Source organism: Devosia naphthalenivorans (genome assembly GCF_003056355.1).
In the GTDB taxonomy this organism is placed as follows: domain Bacteria; phylum Pseudomonadota; class Alphaproteobacteria; order Rhizobiales; family Devosiaceae; genus Devosia; species Devosia naphthalenivorans.
Map to the genome: position 1 here is coordinate 121,155 of NZ_PYVW01000006.1, position 18,846 is coordinate 140,000.

Below are 18,846 nucleotides of genomic sequence, written 5' to 3' on the forward strand. Positions count from 1 at the left end.
AACAAATGTACCCGGATTGAGCCGGTGTCAATGCTTTGTCCAACAGATATTGAACTAACTCGACAAAGACGCTACCTATTTCTGATGAACTTGCCGCACCCCTCTACCGACCAGATAACGCTCCCCAATGTACTCGCCGCGCTCGGCGACGCCACCCGGCTGGCCATCATTGGCTGCCTCGCTCGCTGCGACCAATCTGACGGCCTTGTCTGCGGACAACTGCACGGATTGACCTCAAAAACGAACCTGACATACCACGTGGCCAAGCTCCGCGACGCAGGAGTGGTCAACGTTCGGCAAGAGGGTACGAAGCGCCGCATAACACTGAGGCGCGGTGATCTTGATCAGCGTTTCCCGGGGTTCCTCGACAGCGTGATAGTGAGCGCTATCGATTTGCCCGCAGTTGAAACGACGATGCGCGAACTTGGGGTGGAGACTTCGTGTCTTTGAGTTCCTCGCCAGCGTATCTTCATTTGGACAGCTTCGAGCCAGCTTGGCCCGGAAGCTTTACGGAGTCAGGGCTTGGTGACGCAGATTGCAAAGCGGTCCTGCGTCAGCCGCTCCAGCGCGCGCCAAAACGACATCTTGCGGGCCTGCGGCCAGTGAATTGCGCCAAGCCGACGATCGATGACCGGCTCGACGAAGCCGGTGGCCACTAGAGCCGCGACAACGGCTTCCGCCGGCATCTCGCCGGAAAAGTGCACCTGTTCACGAATGCGCTGCAGACGCTCCGACATTCCCGGCGCCAGATTGCGGTGCGCGGGCTTGCCACCGAGCGCAAGGCGCAAATGCGTTACCCAGCTCTTGCGGCCCATATTGCCGTCGACAATGAGCAGCTTGCCACCGGGCTTGAGCAGTTCGAACCACTCCCGAAAGGCGGCGGGCGCATCGACCAGTGTCCAGACCAGGTGCCGGTTTGTAATCACATCATAGCTTTCGCGCGGTTCGGCCGTGTTTTCCGCATCGCGCATGATGAAGCGGATTTCCGCCTTGCGCTTCTTCGCCTTGGCGCGGGCCTGTGCAAGCATGGCCTCCGACCAATCGAGGCCTGTCACTACAAATCCCATATCGTTCATCAGGTGGGAAATCACCCCTGTGCCGCTCGCCAGATCCAGCGCGGCACGGCCCTTTCCATCCCCCAGATGCTTGCGGATCAGCTGATGCCAGCCGGCACGTTCTGCCTCGGAGAATATTTCATGTCCAACGCTCTCATCGAAGGTCGCCGCACGCTCCGACCAGAATTCGCGAATTTCGTCGCGAATAGAATAGTTTGCGCCTACGTCGCCCATAGAAATCCCTAACACATTGGAATTGCTCTAAAAGATAAAACTTGATATGCAATATCATGTTTACTACGCCAGAGAGGTATCAAGTTTCCAGCGAGACTCAAATGAAATTATCACGCGTCATGATGGCACCGGCTATTGCCATGCTCGCCGCCCTTCCCGCGCCTGCATTTGCACAGGCTTTCACCGTCACCGACGTCGCCGGGCGTGAAGTTTCGTTCGATGCTCCGGTGCAACGCGCCATACTGGGTGAGGGACGGCTGCTCTATTCGCTGGCCACCATCGAGACCGAAAACCCGTTCGCCCATGTCGTGGGCTGGCGCAACGATCTGTGGACGACCGACACCATTTCATTCGACGCATATGTCGAGAAATTCCCGGAGGCGGCCGATCTGCCATTTCGGCAACCTAACCGATGGGACGTTGCAAACCGAGACGGTCGTGACGCTCGATCCCGACGTGCTGATCCTGACGATCGGCAACAAGGCGGCGGCCGATGAAGTCAATCTCGAAGAAATGTTGTCTGGCATCGGGGTCAAGATCGTCTATGTCGACTTCCGCGAGCACATCATCGACAATACCGTGCCGAGCTTGCACATACTCGGCCAGCTGTTTGGCAAGGAGGAACGCGCGCAGGAGGTCGCCGATTTCTGGCAGTCCAAAATGGACGCAATCGCCAAGGTGATCGCCGACAACAATCCCCAGCGCCCCGACGTCTTCATGTATCGCGCAGCGGGCCTTGTGGAATGCTGCGGCACGTTCGGGCCGGACAATTTCGGCCTGATGGTCGAATTGGCCGGTGGCAACAATCTCGGCTCCGACTTCCTGCCTGGCTATACCGGCTCGATCAATCCCGAGCAGGTAATCGCCTCCAACCCCGACCTGATCGTCGTGACCGGCTCGGACTGGACCAATTCGGCCAATGCCGAAGGCTTTGTCAGCGTCGGGCCCGGAACGGCCGACGGTGCCGAAGTGAGCCGAGAGGTGCTGGCATCACTGGTCGAGGCCCCGGCCTTTACCGGCTCGAGCGCCGTGGCGGAGGGTAATGTGCATGCCATCTGGCACCAGTTCTATGCCAGCCCGTACCAGTTCGTGGCAATCGAGGCGATGGCCAAGTGGTTCCACCCGGACCTGTTTGCCGATGTCGATCCCGATGCCACGTTCAAGGAATTCTATGACAGGTTCCTGCCTATCGACTACCAGCCAGGGGCCTGGCTGTCGCTCGAAGCGGGCGAATAAGCCATGGCCGCCGCTGACATCATCTTGACGAGAGAAGCGGCAGTCCAGGGGCGCGGTGAATACCGCGCCCGCACACGCCGCAAGATCATGATCCTGGTGGGGCTGAGCCTGGCGCTCTGCCTGTCCTTTGCGGTGGACCTGGCCTGGGGACCGGCGCGCTACGGGCTGGACCAGGTCATCCTGGCGCTGATCGATCCCGATGCGGTCTCGGCGCAGGTGCGGACCGTGATCTGGGACATTCGTATGCCCGTTGCCGTCATGGCGATCGTGGTCGGTGCGGCGCTTTCGGTGGCGGGCGCACAGATGCAGACCATTCTGGCCAACCCCCTGGCCAGCCCCTTCACCCTGGGCATTTCGGCGGCCGCAAGCTTCGGAGCCGCACTGGGTATCGTCACGACAGTGCCGATCATCCCGGTAGCGGCAGGGCTGATCGTGCCGGTCAATGCGTTCATAATGGCGCTGGCCGCCACCCTGTTCATTCACTTTGTGTCCCAGGTCCGCGGCGTTTCGGTACAGACCGTCGTGCTGCTCGGCATTGCGCTGGTCTTCACCTTCAACGCGCTCCTGGCTTTCGTTCAGTATCTGGCATCCGAGCAGGCGTTATCGCAGGTGGTTTTCTGGACGATGGGGAGCCTCACCAAGGCGACCTGGCCAAAGATCTGGGCCACGCTTGCCGTGCTGCTCATTGCGCTGCCGCTGTTTGCGCGCAACGCCTGGGCGCTGACGGCCATCCGGCTCGGCGAAGACAAGGCGGCCAGCTTCGGCGTCAACGTCCGCTACATACGGCTCGAAACCATGTTGATCATTTCGCTGCTGGCTTCGGTACCAGTGAGCTTTGTCGGCACGATTGGCTTTGTCGGGCTGGTCGGCCCGCATATTGCCCGCATGATCCTGGGCGAGGACCAGCGTTTCTTTCTGCCCGGCTCGGTGCTGGCCGGAGCGCTTCTGCTGTCGGTGACCTCGATCGTCTCCAAATCTATCCTCCCGGGGGTCGTTTTCCCGATCGGCATCATCACGGCGCTTGTTGGCGTGCCGTTCTTTATTTCACTCATTCTCTCCAATGTGAGGCGGTCATGGTAACGCTCCAGCTTGAAGCTCTCGGCGCCTGCTACGGCAAGAAGCTCATCGTCTCGGACGTCTCTACCACGCCTCTAAAGGCCGGCGAGATCGTCGCCGTCATCGGCCCCAACGCCGCGGGCAAGTCGACTCTGTTCAAGCGCATCGCTGGCCTATTGAAAGGCCCCGGCGAAGTCAGTCTGACGGCAACGACAAAAAGCAGGAAAGCCATTGGCTACATGCCGCAGGACACCTCGGCCAATGCGGTGCTGACAGTGTACGAATCCATCCTGCTCGCGCGCAAGCAGGGCAGCGCCTGGTCCGTGGAGGACACAGATTTGCGCTTCATTGACACAGTCATGCAGGCGCTCAACATCACTCCCATCGCCTTTCGCGATCTGGGCGCCTTGAGCGGCGGCCAGCGCCAGCTGGTTTCAATCGCCCAGACGCTGGTGCGCGAACCCGATGTCATGCTGATGGACGAGCCGACCAGTGCCCTCGACCTGCACCGTCAGATCGAAGTCCTCAGCTTCATGCAGGCACAGGCTCGGCTAAAGGGCATGATCGTGCTCATTGCCATCCACGATCTCAACCAGGCGCTGCGATTTGCCGACACGGTCCTGCTCATCGCCGACGGCAAGATGCGTGCCTGTGGCCATCCGCTGGACGTGATCAACCCAATGATGCTGCGCGACGTCTATGGCATCGATGCACGCATCGAAAAATGCTCCCGCCAGTTCGATCATGTCATCGTCGATGGCGTAGCGGCCTAGCTGTCGTTTCAAGTGGCTTCTTAAGCGATCCCGATCACAACCAATGGCCAGAGCCAACTCACATCGGTGAGACTTACTCCGGGTCCGGATGTTCGTGGTAGTGCTTCTCCACCTTGCCGTGCGGCCTCACGGACACGCAGTGCGTCGCACCGGCAAAATGCGGTCACGGAAGCCTCAGGGGTAACCTTGAAGACCGCGCCTGCCATCGCCTCCGCCGGCTTCGATCTGGTCGGGGTGGGATAGCTCGCCCGCAACGCACAATTCTGGACCTCGGGCTGAACGTTGCAGTGCCATTAAGACCCATGTAGGACTGTGAAAAGCGCTGGTGCCCAAGTATCAACGCCATCGCGACCGCAAACTCTGCGGCTCTCAAGCGACGCCAGGAAAAGCCACACTTCTTTTAAGTTCGACATGCATCGATGGAGGCCAGGATGTCAGTCCAGTCGACGACCAGGCGATTGACGACACGCGATATAAGCAGGCTCCGGGAGCGTGGGGAACCCATCGCCATGCTGACGGCCTATGATTGCGTCATGGCCGGTCTGCTGGATCAGTCCGGCATCGACATGATCCTGGTCGGCGACAGCCTGGGCAATGTCGTGCTCGGCCACGAGACGACATTGAAGGTCACTCTTGCCGACATGATCAGACATGCCGCAGCCGTCACACGCGCCACCGAACGAGCGCTTATCGTCTGCGACATGCCCTTTGGCACGACCATTGATCCGGACACGTCGCTGCGCAACGCCGTGGAGATCCTCCAGCAAACGGGTGTGCAGGCGGTCAAGATCGAAGGTGGCCTGGCCATGGTGCCGACCATCGAACGGCTGACCGGATACGGTATTCCGGTCATGGCTCATATCGGGCTCACACCGCAGGCAGTCCATCAGTTGGGCGGCTATTACACGCACGGGAAAGCTACCGAAGCTGCAGACCGGTTGTTGCGGGAAGCCAAGGCCCTGGAACAGGCCGGCGCTTTCGCGATTGTGCTCGAATGCATTGTGCCGGACGTTGCCGCCGCCATCACCGCAGAGCTCTCGATCCCCACAATCGGCATCGGTTCGGGTCCCGGCTGCGCCGGACAAGTGCTGGTGATCAACGATCTTATCGGGCTGAACACCCGTCCGGCCCCGAGCTTTGCCAAACCCAGGGCGGACGCCGCGAGGCTCGTCCGGGCGGCTGTGGCCGACTATATCGCCGAGACAAAGGCCGCGGCACTCCAAACCAGAGCAGGAGCAGCCTGAAGGTGACTGGAAGCTGGCTGCTGCTCGATATTGGTAATACGCACACCGTTGCCGGACTATTCAGCGCCGACGGCGCCAGGCACGTCCAGGTGCGGTTTCGCACCGATCCGGGGTGTACGTCCGATGAATACCGCATGCTGTTGCGCCAGCTCTTTGCCGACGCCGCCGAGGGCAATCTCTGGGATTTCATCGAACGGGCGCTGCTTTCAACCGTGGTGCCGGCGCTCGAGCCGGTGGTGGCACGGGCCTGTGGTGATATTCCCTTCCATTCCATAAATGCCCACATGACACGCGAGTTCGAGCTTGCACTGCCTTTTCCCGAGCAGCTCGGCGCGGACCGGCTGGCCAATGTGGCGGGAGCCCTGACCCTGGCCGAGCCGGCCCTGCTGATCGTCGATGCCGGGACGGCCACCACCTTCTGCCTGGTCGATGCGCGCCGCGCCTATATCGGCGGCGCCATCGTTCCCGGGCTCGATACCAGTTGGCGCGCCCTGCAGGCGCGGGCAGCCAAGCTGTTTGCAGTGGAACTGGTTCGGCCCGACAACACAGTCGGCAACACCACCGAGACCCAGATTCGCAGCGGCGTGCTGCACGGCTACGAGGCCATGATCGAAGGCATGGCCGACCGGCTGCTGCGTGACGCCGGCCTGGAGAATGCGACGCTGGTCGCTACCGGCGGCTGCATCAATCTCATCCGGTTGTCCCCCCGCTTCCGGCTTGAGCCCGACCTCACCCTCAAGGGCCTGCACCGTTATGGACAATTGAATGGCTAACATCCTGATCGGCATCACCGGCAGCATCTCGGCTTACAAGATGGCCGATGTGGTCTCGGAGCTTGGAAAGCGCGGCCACGCGGTGCAGTGCATCCTTACCGGTAGCGCACAGGAATTCGTCAGCCCGCTGGTGCTGGAGACCCTGAGCGGCCGGCCGGTCCGGTCCGATCTTTTCGGCAGCGATGTATCGGGCACCGAACACATCGAGCTCGCTCGCTGGGCCGATCTCCTCGTTGTCGCTCCCGCCAGCGCCAACACACTGGCAAAGCTCGCCCTAGGCCTTGCCGACAATCTCTTGACCACCGTGGTCTTGGCGAGCCGGGCGCCGCTGCTGCTCGCCCCGGCCATGAACACGGTCATGTGGGAGAACCCAGCCGTTCAGCAGCATGTCGAAACTCTGGCGCAACGCGGTGCTTCGTTTATTGCCCCGGCCGAAGGCGTGCTGGCCTGCGGGGAAGTAGGCGTAGGCAAGCTGGCGCCGGTCGAGGCACTCCTGGCCGGCATCGAAGCTGGGGTTACTCCGGCAAGGACTGATCTGGCTGGCCGACGCATCCTGATTACCGCCGGGCCGACGACGACACCGATCGATGCGGTGCGCTACATCACCAATCCTTCGACCGGCCGCATGGGTGCCGCCATGGCCGAGGAGGCGCTGCGTCGCGGCGCGCTTGTGGACTATGTGCTGGGTGTCGACAAAGGCGTGGTGCGCCCTGTGCCGCCCGCCAGCACTGCGGCTCGCTTCAATCTTGTCGAAGTCCGCACCGCCGAGGACATGGCAGCAGCTGCGCTGGCCTTGCTGCCCGGGGTGGAAGGCGTGATCGCTACTGCCGCGGTGATGGACTATCGGGTGGCCGAGCCGGCAGCAGGCAAGCTCAAGCGCTCCAGCGAGAACATCACCCTAAACCTCGTGCCTTCCGTGGACGTGTTGCAGGCGTTGCGTGGCGCTGCCGAGAAGCAATGGTTCCTCGGCTTTGCCGCCGAGACCGACGCGGTCGAGGAAAACGGTCACCGCAAGCTCATGAGCAAGCGGCTCGACTATCTCTTTGCCAACCGGGTGGCCAAGGCCGGCGAGATGTCCGACACCGGCTTTTCCGTCGCCACCAATGGCGGCGTGCTGCTCTTTGCAAGCGGGGAACGACGCGAACTGCCGGTCACCGGCAAGGCCGACCTAGCCCGACAGATCTGGGATATCCTGGCATGATCCAGATCCTGCGCACAATTGCAGCACTGCGGGCCTGGCGCAACGGCTTGCCGCCAGACGTCCGGCTTGGTCTGGTGCCCACGATGGGAGCGCTGCATGCCGGACATATGAGCCTGGTGGACTTGGCCAAGGCGAGGTGCGACACGGTCATTGCCAGCATTTTCGTCAATCCGCTGCAATTCGGTCCCCAAGAGGATCTCGCCCGCTATCCCAGGCCGATCGAAAGCGATATCGCCATGCTTGAGGCAGCCGGTGTCGATGCCCTGTTCCTGCCGCAGCCGGAGGATCTCTATCCCGCCGATGCTTCGACCTATGTCGTTGAGGAAGCAGTATCGCTGCCGCTGTGTGGCGCCCTGCGTCCCGGCCATTTTCGCGGCGTCGCCACTGTGGTGCTCAAGCTTTTCAATCTTACCCAACCGCACCTTGCCTTTTTCGGGCAGAAGGATGCGCAGCAATGCGCGGTGATCGAGCGCATGGTGCGCGACCTCAATGTTCCGACCGAGATTGTCCGCGGCGCCATCGTGCGAGAGCCGGACGGCTTGGCTCTGAGTTCGCGCAATGCCTATCTTGATGCATCTCACCGCGCCGTTGCGCCCCTGCTGCATCAAAGCCTTGTTGCCGCGCGCCTGGCCTATGAGGCCGGCGAGCGCGATGCCGCGCGGCTCGCTGCGATCGGCCGTGCCGTGCTGGCGCGTGAACCGCGCATCGAGGTTCAATATTGGGAAGTGCGTGACCGCTACAGCCTTGCGCCGCTTGAAACGGTAGAAGCTGATGGTTGTCTTCTCGCGGTGGCGGCGATTTTGGGCAATACGCGCCTGATTGATAATCTGTGCCTTGGAACAGGAACTCCCGGCGGACTCAGGTTCGCAAATGAGCGGTAAGGATGTCGATACCGCCACCTCTTCGTTCCATTTGCTTCCGATATGACTCCGACCCGTTGATGCCGTTTTCACCCAAAAAGGAAAAGCCCAGCAAACTCTCTGAGTTCACTGGGCTTCTTTGGTTGCGGGAGCAGGATTTGAACCTGCGACCTTCAGGTTATGAGCCTGACGAGCTACCGGGCTGCTCCATCCCGCGTCAAAAATGATAACAATGCCGGTTGGCGGGTCATCAAGTGCGACCGTGGTCGCGACGTGAGGGGTATATAGGGACTACCGGCGGATAGCTCAACCCCTAAAACGCCGATCTGTGAACCTTTTTTGACGCGCCATTTTTTGGGCCTTTGCCCCTACCAATTGGCGCGCTTATGGGTAGTGTGTGCGCGCCTTCCATACCAGATGCACGAGCCTTTACATGAAACTGAAGCCCCTTGGCCGCACCGATCTGCGGGTGACCGAACTTTGCCTTGGTACCATGACCTGGGGCAGCCAGAACACCGAGACCGAGGGCCATGCGCAGATCGACATGGCGCTCGAAGCCGGCATCAATTTCATGGACACGGCCGAGATTTATGCGGTGCCGCGCAGCCCCCAGACTTCGGGCCGCACCGAGGAAATCATCGGCAGCTGGTTCCGCAAGACCGGCAAGCGCCACAAGTGGATCCTGGCCAGCAAGATTGCGGGCGGTCCGGTGGATTTCATCCGCAATGGCAGCCGCACGGATGGGCGAACCATCCGCCTCGCCGTCGAGGATAGTCTGCGGCGGCTGCAGACCGATCACATCGATCTCTACCAGATCCATTGGGCCGGACGAGGCAGCTACAATTTCGAGGGTTCCTGGACCTACCAGCCCCACCAGCAGGATACGGCCGACGCGCTGGCCAATATCGAAGACATGCTGGAAACGCTCGGCGATCTGGTGCGCGAAGGCAAGCTGTGTCATGTCGGGGTTTCCAACGAAACCAGTTGGGGTATTTCGCAGTGGCTGCGGATTGCCGAGACCAAGGGGCTGCCGCGACTGGTTTCGGTGCAGAACGAGTATAGCCTGCTGCGCCGGCATTTCGATCTGGACCTGGCCGAACTCAGCCACCACGAGGATGTAGGCCTGCTCGCCTATTCGACGCTGGCAGGTGGCCTGATTACCGGCAAGTACAATGACGGCCAGATGCCGAAGGGCAGCCGGGGCGACTACCAGAAGGGGTTCTGGCGGCTCAACGAGCAGTCGGAAGCCGCCACCAAAGAATATATGGCGCTGGCCAAGCGCCACGGGCTCGATGTGGCGCAAATGGCCATTGCCTTTGCCCTGACCCGGCCATTCATGACCTCGGTCATCATAGGCGCCACCAGCACGGAGCAACTGGCAAACGCGATCGGCGCCCGGAATGTGGTGCTCTCGTCCGAACTCCTGGGCGAGATTGAAGCGATCCATCGCCGCTATCCGCGCCCCATCTGACGGGTGTGGTCAGCAGCCGAACCCGCGTTATAAAGAAACGGACACATTTCGGGGGCCATTTTGCAGACCACGCTGATCTCCACGTTCTTTCCCCTGCTCTGCTATTTCGCCTACAACATCATCGTGCCGCAGGTCGAGAAGATGCGGCCTTCGCTATCGACCATCATGAACATGCAGCGGCGGCGCTGGGTGGCCAATGCGACCCAACGCGAAAGCCCGTTCGATGCCATCCTTTCTGGGAACATCATGGGCTCGGTGAGCTTTCTGGCGTCGACGGCAGTATTGCTGATCCTGGCGATCTTCGCCGTCTTTGGGCAGGTGCCGGCCCTGATGACGACGCTGAACTCGTTGTCGTTGGAGCGCATCTACACGGTCACGGACGTGCAATTGCACCTGGTGGTAATGCTCGCCATGTTCGTGCTGGCGTTTTTTGCCTTCACGCTCTCGCTGCGCCAGTTCAACCATTTCTGCATCATGCTTGGGGCGGTCGACCATTCCGAACCAACCAGCGAGGAAGAAATCGAGGCCATCACCCGCATGAATGCGCTGGGAGCCAGGAACTTCAATAGCGGCGTGCGGGCCTATTATTTCTCCGTGGCGACAGTGGCCTGGTTCGTTTCCGAATGGCTGCCGATCATCACCTGTGTGGCGACCATCCTGATCCTTGCCCATCGCGAGTTCTTTTCTTCGGCCCACCGCACGGCCGCATCAGCGGCGGTGATTGCGGAGCGGCGCCGGCAGCAGAAAAAATCCTGAGCGAAAATGCGGCAGCAGGCGCTGCTCACATATATATGACATTGACATTCAGCTAATGGAGTCGCTTTATGCGGCCACCAAAGCCAGCCAACTTCGTGGGCTCACCATGCTCGTCTGCCAGTGCAACATGATTACCAGCAAGGAAATCGAGGACATCGTCCTGGAGCTCCTGCAGGCCGATCCGTGGCAGCTCGTCGTTCCGGCCAAGGTCTATAGTGAACTCAATCGCCGCGCCAAATGCGGCGGCTGCGTGCCGAATGTGGTGGACATTATCGTCCGCGTCACCGAAAACTACCACTTGCAGCAAGCCCATCCACCCGCCGACCTGGTACACATCCAGAGCGGGCTGGAGAAGCTCAAGAAACAGCAGAGTGGAGTACGTCGTGAAAGGCGAAGCACAAGTCATCGAGCGGCTTAACGAGGCCCTCTTCCTCGAACTTGGAGCAGTCAACCAGTATTGGGTCCATTACCGTCTGCTGGACGATTGGGGCTACAAGAAGCTGGCCAGCAAGGAACGCGCTGAATCCATTGAGGAAATGCACCACGCGGATCGTTTGATCGAGCGCATTATTTTCCTGGAAGGCCATCCGAACCTGCAGCGCGTTGCGCCGCTGCGAATCGGGCAGACCATCAAGGAAGTGCTCGAGGCGGACCTCGCCGGCGAATACGAAGCCCGCGAGGCTTATCGCAATAGCCGCGAGCTGTGCTCGCAATTGCATGACCACGTTTCCAAGCAATTGTTCGACGAACTTCTGGCCGACGAGGAGGGCCATATCGACTTCCTCGAAACCCAGCTCGACTTGTTGAGCAAGATCGGCGAGGAGCGCTACGGCCTTCTCAACGCCGCACCGGCCAACGAGGCCGAATAGATCTAGATTGATGCAGCCGCCCGGAACGCAAGTTTCGGGCGGTTTTGCTTTTGCCCCGCACCAGAGGAGGAAACCATGACGTTCTATACCGGCCGCCTGATCGATCATGTCCACCTGCGGGCGCAGGATTTTGCCAGGACGCGGAAGTTCTACGAGGCGGTATTCGAGGTGCTGGGCCTCAAGATCGGGTTCGCCGGAGATAACTCGTTCCAGCTCGACGAGCTCTACGTCGACCAAGCCGGTGACCAGACAACGCCCACTCATGTGCACCTGGCCTTCCAGGCCAAGGATCGTGCCACGGTCGATGCCTTCCATGCGGCCGCGATTGCGGCTGGCGGAACCGACAATGGAGCGCCGGGTGAGCGGCCCTATCACCCTGGCTATTATGGAGCCTTCGTGCTCGACCCGGACGGCAACAATATCGAGGCGGTGTTCCACGGCCCCTCGACCCGCTCTGCCGATGCCGTGCGGATCGAGGCGCTTTGAGCCAAGCTAACGCTCGATGGGCTGGAACATGGCGTTGAGTTCGTCGACGATCTGCTCCATTGGCGCAATCGCCTCCGGCAACTGCTCGGGCGCGTTCGGCGCGACAGCGACATAGGGAACCCCGCTGGGGAAGGCACCGAACATCTGGAAGAACGCCACCATGTCGTCCAGCACCGGCATGCGCCAGCGCCATAGCGAGCCCATGGCGATCACCGGCTCCATGTGCCCGAAGCCTTCATAATAGCGGGTCGTGACCCATACCCCGTTGGACTTGAGCTTCTGGGCAAAGCTCTCGGTATTCTGCATGCGCACGATGGGATCGGTGGTGCCGGTCGCCAGATACATGGGCGGGCTGTCACTGGTGACGAGATTGATTGGCTGGGTGCCCTCAGGACTTGGCGCAGAGCCAAACGTTTCGCGCACTTCGCCATATTCGAACGGATAGAAATCAAACGGACCGGACAGCGCCGCCACACCAAGAATGGGCATGGTGACGCCGAACTCGCGCAAGAAAGCCGGATCGAGCGCCAACATCACGGCATTATAGGCACCGGCGGAGTGTCCGGCGAGGAACAGGCGATTGGGGTCGCCGCCATATTGGGCGATGTTGTCCTGCACCCAGCCAAGGGCCCTGGCGCTGTCGTAAAGGAAATCGGGATAGCGCACTTCAGGCACCAGCCGGTAATCGGCGATGACCACCACGAAGCCGCGCGAGGCGAGTGCCCTTCCGACGAACTGATAATCACTGCGCTCCCCACGGTTCCAACCGCCGCCATAGATGAAGAACACCACCGGCGCCGCTGCGTCCCGCGTTTCGGGCGCATAGACATCGAGCTTGTGGCGGGGGCCATCGGCATAAGCGATGCCGTCGCCCAGCTTGACCGTGCCGGAATCCATCGAAGCCGGCAGGTTGAACGGATCCATCACCGAAAGCGAAAATGCAGGTACAGGCGCAAGCGCCAGCAGAACCAGCAACGAGAAAAGCATGCGCCGCAACGGCGTGATCGATTGGAACATGGGAATTGGATTCTTGTGGTGGTGAATGGTTTGCCTAAGCGGGAAAGCCGCGCAATTTAAGGCGGCTGCCGGAATGGGCGAGGGCAGGTGCCTCAACATCCGAGACTGGCCCGCCCTCTACTTAAGCGCCCTGAGGGTGCTACCATCTGGTTAACAACAGGTTAATTTTTGAGCCTTTCGAGCAGCCGCCCCGAGACGTGCCCATCGGCCGGAAGTCCTACGCGCGTCTGGTAAGCCAGCACGGCCGCCCTGGTCTTGGGGCCCACCACGCCATCTGGCGAACCTACAGTGAAGCCGGCCCGGTTGAGCAGGCCCTGCAGTTCGGCACGCTGGTTCTTGTTCAGCGCATAGTCCCCCGCAGGCCAGGGCGTGGCAAAGCTGCCCCCGCCCAAAATTCGGTCTGCGAGATGTCCGACGGCGAGCGCGTAGCTATCGGAATTATTGTAACGCTTGATCACATCGAAATTGGGCAGCAGCAGGAAAGCCGGCCCGCTTGCCCCTGCGGGGAGGTACAGGCGTCCGACGTCGCTGTGCCGCGGGAAGGGGCGGCCCGAAACCCGTTGCACGCCCATGGCTTGCCATTGGCTGAGCGGCGCCCTCTCCATCTGCCGCGCACGGGCAAAGTCAAAGCCCTGCGGCAGCTTAATCTCGTAGCCCCAAGTTTCGCCCGGCCGCCAGCCATGTTTGTTCAAATAGTTGGCGGTAGACCCCAGAGCGTCCTGCACCGAATTCCAGATATCCTTGCGGCCATCACCATTGTAGTCGACCGCATAGGCCATGAAGCTCGATGGCATGAACTGCGTGTGGCCCATGGCGCCCGCCCAGGAACCCACCATGCTGCGCGGGCTGACATGGCCATCGGAGACGATCCGCAGCGCGGTCAGCAATTCCTCGCGGAAGAAGTTGGCGCGATAGCCGCCCTCGGTGAGCGTGGCGAGCGCATGGATGGTGTTCTCTCCACCCATGAAGCCGCCGAAATTGGTTTCCATGCCCCAGATGGCGAGCACGAGTTCGGGCTGCACACCCCAGCGTTGTTCGGAACCGGCCAACGTCTGCGCCCACTCGGCGCGCATGGCCTGGCCCTTTCTCGCCTGGGCTGCCGTGACGCGCCTGTCGACATATTGCTGAACGGTCTGGCTGAATTCGGGCTGCTTGCGCGTGAGCTCCATGACCTTGGGGAGGTAGCTATAGCCTGAAAACGCCGCCTCAAACGCGGAGCGGCTGACCCCGCGCTGCTCGGCCATGGGCCACAGGCTCCGCACGAAATCGGCGCTATTGGCCAAGGCCGCAGGCATGGAGCCCAGGCTAACCGCGCCGGCAAGAACCAGCGGGGCAAAACGACGAAGGAGCGAGCCGAACTCGCCGGTGGCAATGAACATACTAGGCCTCGTGCTGCGCAATACCGAAAAAACACGACCGGCAAGCCTCCGCCTGCCGAACCTGCCAGATGAGCCGCAATGGGCAGGTAGCTCTATTTTAACCCATCAAATTAAGATGGCCCTAAGGCCAAGATGCGGGGCCATCACGAAATGGTCAGGCCCCCTGCGGCGCTGTGTCCATTGGCGGCCCCTCGATCTGCCCGCCACTTCTGCTTGCGACATAGCTTACGCGCTGCATGGGCGTTTCGATCCCGCGTTCGTCGAACAGGCGCAGCACCAATTCACTATAAAGCCGCCCTGCCCCCCATTGCTGGCCGGCGAGGGTTTTTATGCGGGCACGCAGGCTCATGGACTGTGGCGTGATGGCGATCAACCCCTGCAGGTCCAGATCATCAAGGATGACATCCTTGTGCTCGCTCTCCATCACGCGGGCAAAGGCATCGCGCATAGCCTGCTTGACCTCCTCAATATCACTCTGCCGCGACACCTCGAACTCGGCGACATAGAACGAAAAGCCCCGAACCATGTTCGACACCTGATCCACTGACGAGAAAGGAATGAGGTGCACCGTACCGCTCATGTCGCGGATGGTCACCGAGCGGATGGTGAGTTTTTCGACCACGCCAGCCTTGCCGGCAGCTTCCACGACATCCCCCTCATTCATGACGTTTTCGAACTGGATGAAGATTCCGGTGATGATGTCCTGCACCAGCTTCTGGGCGCCAAACCCGATCGCGAGACCGATCACCCCGGCCCCTGCGAGCAGCGGCGCGATGTTGACCCCGATCTGCGCCAAGGCGAGCATCAGGCCGAACACCACAAGCGCAATGGTGAAAGCATTCTTGAACAGGTTCAGAAGGGTTTTTTCACGGGCGGTCGGCGGCTTGCCGTAATTAGGGTTGAGCCGATATTCAATCCAGGACGACATCGCGACGTGAATGCCGAGAGCGATCAGCACGATCAGCAGGGCCGAGAAGATCGAGCCGGCGAGAGCTTGCCCACCGTCGCTACCAATCCAGCCCACGAAGTCGAACAAGCCCCAGGCCTGAAGCACGGCAAGCACAACGCCGGCGATGATCGTCCAGCGAACCACTTGCAGCACCGCGGGCACGAAGGCCTGCAGCCGAGTTTCAAGCAGCGGCAGCCGCTCCTTGATCTCGCCGGGCAGTTGCAGCCCGCCATCGACAAAACGCTGCACGAACTTGAACACCAATGTTCCTACAAGCCCGGCGACCAGCGACTGCACGGTGGCCGAAAGCATGTAGGGCAAGGCCTCACCGGGATTGGCGAACCAGGCGATCAACAGGGCAATCAAGTAGACAATAGCCACGATATGCCAAAACCGCCCGATCAGCAGCAGGACCTGCCCGTAACCATCATTGTGGCGCCTGGCGGCAAGAACTGTGAGCCAGTTGCGGACATCATCCTTGTTTTGCAGCACGACGACAACGCCGATGGTCACGGCCGTCGCCATCACCACGACCTGCACGGCGGCCGCAAGGCCGCGATCCAGATTGGCTGCGACCAGCGGGGACACGAACAGGAAGGTGTAGCCGATCAAGGAAATGATGCGCGAAAGCCAGAACGACCAGTAACTCGCATTCTGGTCGGTGACCGGTATGAGACGCAGCGCTTCGTAACGCGGCGACAGTATGAGCCGCGCCACGACCTTGGCCAATTCCACCAACAGGAACGCGTTGAGCAGCAAAGACTGACCGATCTCCATGCGCCCGGTATTTGCTCCGATGAACATTAGCGCCACGAGATACCCCCCACCCCAGGCAAGCAGCACGGAAACAGCATCGGCGAGCATGGCGCAGAATGCTCCAGCCAACCGCCAGAGCCAGCCCCTGCCCGACACGCGTGCCGCGATCTGCTTTTCCACCCACAGCACCAACAGCCTGAGAACCAGGAAACTGCCGAACAATGCGACGGCCACAAGCACCAGATTGGCGGCCAGATCGAAGAAGGCCCGGACCTCGACCTCTTGCGTGTTACGCAGACCATTCTGGATATCGGTGAATACGCCACCCAGCGACTTGATCGTTGCCGCGGTATTTTCGGCGGCAGCCTTGGTGTATTGCGCCAACTGCCGCACGAGGCTGAGTTCTGGATCAACCCCGGTTGCTGCCGGCTCCTCTGTCCCGGCCGATTGCTGCAGGCGCTGGATAAGTTCGGTTCGGGTTTCCTCGTTTTCAAGGATGCGAACCAGTTCCTCGATACTGGTCTGTGCGTCGGGGGACTGATCTGCGGGTGCCGGGGCCTGAGCCTGCGCGGGAGCGGCAAACAGCATCAGGATGAGGATGAGAAGGACGCGCATGAGGATCCGTGGAGCGGTTGATGGGCGGGTAGGAGCATGTCTTGGTATTGCTTGAATGTGGAGTCACTTGGTCCGTTTCCCCTTCATTCCCCCTTCGGAACGCAAAAACCCCCAGTCATTTCTGACTGGGGGTTTTGAGTTTCGATGTTGTGTTTGAGAACACGGATGTTTTTGGCAGACCTTGCAGTGACCTACTCTCCCAAGCCTTGAGACTTAGTACCATTGGCGCGGAGGAATTTGACGGTCGAGTTCGGGATGGGATCGGGTCTTGGGCTCCTCGCAAGAACCACAAGGTCAGCGAAAAACATCTGTGTGTGAACTCTGGTTTTGTTGTCTGTTATGGACATTGCCTTCCCATGCAAGAGGCAATGTCTGGTGTATTTCTGTACCGATCATCTCGACTATGCGGACATAGATTAATGAGAACGATCAAGCCAATCGAGCTATTAGTACCGGTAAGCTTCACACATTGCTGCGCTTCCACACCCGGCCTATCGACGTGGTGGTCTTCCACGGCTCTCAAGGGAATACTAGTTTTGAAGGAGGCTTCCTGCTTAGATGCTTTCAGCAGTTATCCCGTCCGAACTTAGCTACCCTGCAATGCGGCTGGCGCCACAACAGGTCCACCAGAGGTTCGTCCAACCCGGTCCTCTCGTACTAGGGTCAGCTCTTCTCAATATTCCTACACCCACGGCAGATAGGGACCGAACTGTCTCACGACGTTCTGAACCCAGCTCACGTACCACTTTAAATGGCGAACAGCCATACCCTTGGGACCTGCTCCAGCCCCAGGATGTGATGAGCCGACATCGAGGTGCCAAACAATGCCGTCGATATGGACTCTTGGGCATTATCAGCCTGTTATCCCCAGCGTACCTTTTATTCGTTGAGCGATGGCCCTTCCACGCGGGACCACCGGATCACTATGACCGACTTTCGTCTCTGCTCGACTTGTCAGTCTCGCAGTCAGGCAGGCTTATGCCATTGCACTCGAGGAACGATTTCCGACCGTTCTGAGCCTACCATCGCGCGCCTCCGTTACTCTTTGGGAGGCGACCGCCCCAGTCAAACTACCCACCATACGCGGTCCCGGACACTGTTATGCCGCGGTTAGACATCTATGACGATAAGGGTGGTATCTCATCTTGCGGCTCCACCGAAACTAGCGTCCCGGCTTCAAAGCCTACCACCTATCCTGCACATGCCGACACAAATGCCAGCGTAAAGCTATAGTAAAGGTGCATGGGGTCTTTCCGTCTGACCGCAGGAACCCCGCATCTTCACGGGGAATTCAATTTCGCTGAGTCTATACTGGAGACAGTGGGGAAGTCGTTACGCCATTCGTGCAGGTCGGAACTTACCCGACAAGGAATTTCGCTACCTTAGGACCGTTATAGTTACGGCCGCCGTTTACCGGGGCTTCAATTCAAGGCTTTCACCTCTCCTTTTAACCTTCCGGCACCGGGCAGGCGTCAGACCCTATACGTCGTTTTGCAACTTCGCAGAGCCCTGTGTTTTTGATAAACAGTCGCCACCCCCTCTTTTGTGCCACTCCTACAAGGTTGCCCTCGTAGAAGTCATGCTTATCCCGAAGTTACGCATGCAATTTGCCGAGTTCCTTCAGTATAGTTCTCTCAAGCGCCTTGGTATGCTCTACCAGTCCACCTGTGTCGGTTTAGGGTACGGTCTATGTTGGTGGAGCTATTTCCAGGAACCGGCTCACTGCACCCCCAATCCAATAAGGGGATACAGATCTGCGCGATCCGTCACTACCACCAGGCCCACGAATATTAACGTGGTTCCCATCGTCTACGCATTTCTGCCTCGACTTAGGGGCCGGCTAACCCTGCGCTGATTAGCATTGCGCAGGAACCCTTGGACTTTCGGCGAAAGTGTCTCTCACACTTTTTGTCGCTACTCATGTCATCATTCGCACTTCCGATACCTCCACGGCCCCTCACAGGTACCGCTTCGCAGGCTTACGGAACGCTCCGCTACCGCTTGCACGTAAACGTGCAAACCCTAAGCTTCGGTGCATAGTTTTAGACCCGGTACATCTTCGCCGCAGGAACGCTTGACCAGTGAGCTGTTACGCTATCTTTAAAGGATGGCTGCT

At 60.0% G+C, this 18,846-nt stretch carries 16 protein-coding genes, 1 tRNA gene, 2 rRNA genes and 1 pseudogene (1 of these 20 cut by a window edge); 13 read left to right on the forward strand and 7 right to left on the reverse strand.

Annotated elements, in window-relative coordinates; genetic code table 11:
- The first annotated feature begins 84 nt into the window (after positions 1 to 84).
- Entirely contained in the window at positions 85 to 450 is a 366-nt protein-coding gene (locus C8264_RS10300) for an ArsR/SmtB family transcription factor (protein ID WP_108460903.1), read from the forward strand.
- A gap of 65 nt (positions 451 to 515) precedes the next feature.
- Here the strand turns inward: C8264_RS10300 and C8264_RS10305 are convergent, their stop codons facing one another.
- Positions 516 to 1,289 (reverse strand): class I SAM-dependent methyltransferase, encoded by a 774-nt coding sequence (locus tag C8264_RS10305; protein ID WP_108460904.1) that lies wholly within the window; start codon positions 1,287 to 1,289, stop codon positions 516 to 518.
- A 101-nt stretch (positions 1,290 to 1,390) separates the two neighbouring features.
- Between C8264_RS10305 and C8264_RS10310 the strand changes: the two are divergent.
- The 7 genes and pseudogenes from C8264_RS10310 (at position 1,391) to panC (ending at position 8,453) form a co-directional block, all read left to right on the forward strand.
- Positions 1,391 to 2,525 (forward strand): annotated as a pseudogene (locus C8264_RS10310) (ABC transporter substrate-binding protein).
- A 3-nt stretch (positions 2,526 to 2,528) separates the two neighbouring features.
- A complete protein-coding gene (locus C8264_RS10315; protein WP_108460905.1) occupies positions 2,529 to 3,605 on the forward strand; it encodes a FecCD family ABC transporter permease in 1,077 nt (358 codons plus the stop codon).
- Entirely contained in the window at positions 3,599 to 4,354 is a 756-nt protein-coding gene (locus C8264_RS10320) for an ABC transporter ATP-binding protein (protein WP_108460906.1), read from the forward strand. Before C8264_RS10315 ends, C8264_RS10320 begins: the two co-directional genes overlap by 7 nt.
- Positions 4,355 to 4,785: 431 nt before the next feature.
- Positions 4,786 to 5,598 carry a 3-methyl-2-oxobutanoate hydroxymethyltransferase gene (panB, locus tag C8264_RS10325; protein ID WP_162783564.1) on the forward strand — a complete coding sequence of 271 codons (813 nt, stop codon included), beginning with the start codon at positions 4,786 to 4,788 and terminating at the stop codon, positions 5,596 to 5,598.
- Positions 5,599 to 5,600: 2 nt separating this feature from the next.
- Entirely contained in the window at positions 5,601 to 6,371 is a 771-nt protein-coding gene (locus C8264_RS10330; RefSeq protein WP_162783565.1) for a type III pantothenate kinase, read from the forward strand.
- A complete protein-coding gene (gene coaBC, locus C8264_RS10335; protein ID WP_108460909.1) occupies positions 6,364 to 7,572 on the forward strand; it encodes a bifunctional phosphopantothenoylcysteine decarboxylase/phosphopantothenate--cysteine ligase CoaBC in 1,209 nt (402 codons plus the stop codon). Before C8264_RS10330 ends, coaBC begins: the two co-directional genes overlap by 8 nt.
- On the forward strand, positions 7,569 to 8,453 hold the full coding sequence (panC, locus tag C8264_RS10340; RefSeq protein WP_108460910.1) for a pantoate--beta-alanine ligase: 885 nt from the start codon (positions 7,569 to 7,571) through the stop codon (positions 8,451 to 8,453). The genes coaBC and panC overlap by 4 nt, the downstream gene beginning before the upstream one ends.
- A 119-nt stretch (positions 8,454 to 8,572) precedes the next feature.
- Here panC and C8264_RS10345 read toward each other — a convergent pair.
- Positions 8,573 to 8,649 (reverse strand) — tRNA-Met (locus C8264_RS10345).
- Between the two features lie 216 nt (positions 8,650 to 8,865).
- On the opposite strand from C8264_RS10345, the gene C8264_RS10350 reads away from it, so the two are divergent.
- The 5 genes from C8264_RS10350 (at position 8,866) to C8264_RS10370 (ending at position 12,014) form a co-directional block, all read left to right on the forward strand.
- On the forward strand, positions 8,866 to 9,903 hold the full coding sequence (locus tag C8264_RS10350) for an aldo/keto reductase (protein WP_108460911.1): 1,038 nt from the start codon (positions 8,866 to 8,868) through the stop codon (positions 9,901 to 9,903).
- 60 nt (positions 9,904 to 9,963) lie between these two features.
- Entirely contained in the window at positions 9,964 to 10,659 is a 696-nt protein-coding gene (locus C8264_RS10355) for a DUF599 domain-containing protein (RefSeq protein ID WP_245893052.1), read from the forward strand.
- 106 nt (positions 10,660 to 10,765) lie between these two features.
- Entirely contained in the window at positions 10,766 to 11,077 is a 312-nt protein-coding gene (locus C8264_RS10360; RefSeq protein ID WP_108460959.1) for a (2Fe-2S)-binding protein, read from the forward strand.
- Positions 11,043 to 11,528 carry a bacterioferritin gene (gene bfr, locus C8264_RS10365; protein ID WP_108460913.1) on the forward strand — a complete coding sequence of 162 codons (486 nt, stop codon included), beginning with the start codon at positions 11,043 to 11,045 and terminating at the stop codon, positions 11,526 to 11,528. The genes C8264_RS10360 and bfr overlap by 35 nt, the downstream gene beginning before the upstream one ends.
- A 75-nt stretch (positions 11,529 to 11,603) precedes the next feature.
- On the forward strand, positions 11,604 to 12,014 hold the full coding sequence (locus tag C8264_RS10370) for a VOC family protein (RefSeq protein ID WP_108460914.1): 411 nt from the start codon (positions 11,604 to 11,606) through the stop codon (positions 12,012 to 12,014).
- 6 nt (positions 12,015 to 12,020) lie between these two features.
- On the opposite strand, the gene C8264_RS10375 is transcribed toward C8264_RS10370, so the two are convergent.
- From C8264_RS10375 to C8264_RS10395, 5 genes are all read right to left on the reverse strand, one after another.
- Positions 12,021 to 13,031, reverse strand: a complete 1,011-nt coding sequence (locus C8264_RS10375) for an alpha/beta hydrolase (RefSeq protein WP_245893054.1) — start codon at positions 13,029 to 13,031, stop codon at positions 12,021 to 12,023.
- 161 nt (positions 13,032 to 13,192) lie between these two features.
- Positions 13,193 to 14,410, reverse strand: coding sequence for a lytic murein transglycosylase (locus C8264_RS10380; RefSeq protein ID WP_108460915.1), 1,218 nt, complete (start codon positions 14,408 to 14,410; stop codon positions 13,193 to 13,195).
- A gap of 154 nt (positions 14,411 to 14,564) precedes the next feature.
- A complete protein-coding gene (locus C8264_RS10385; protein WP_108460916.1) occupies positions 14,565 to 16,730 on the reverse strand; it encodes a mechanosensitive ion channel domain-containing protein in 2,166 nt (721 codons plus the stop codon).
- Positions 16,731 to 16,908: 178 nt separating this feature from the next.
- Positions 16,909 to 17,024 (reverse strand): 5S ribosomal RNA (gene rrf / locus C8264_RS10390).
- Positions 17,025 to 17,155: 131 nt separating this feature from the next.
- Positions 17,156 to 18,846 (reverse strand): 23S ribosomal RNA (locus tag C8264_RS10395) (it continues 1,032 nt past the right edge of the window).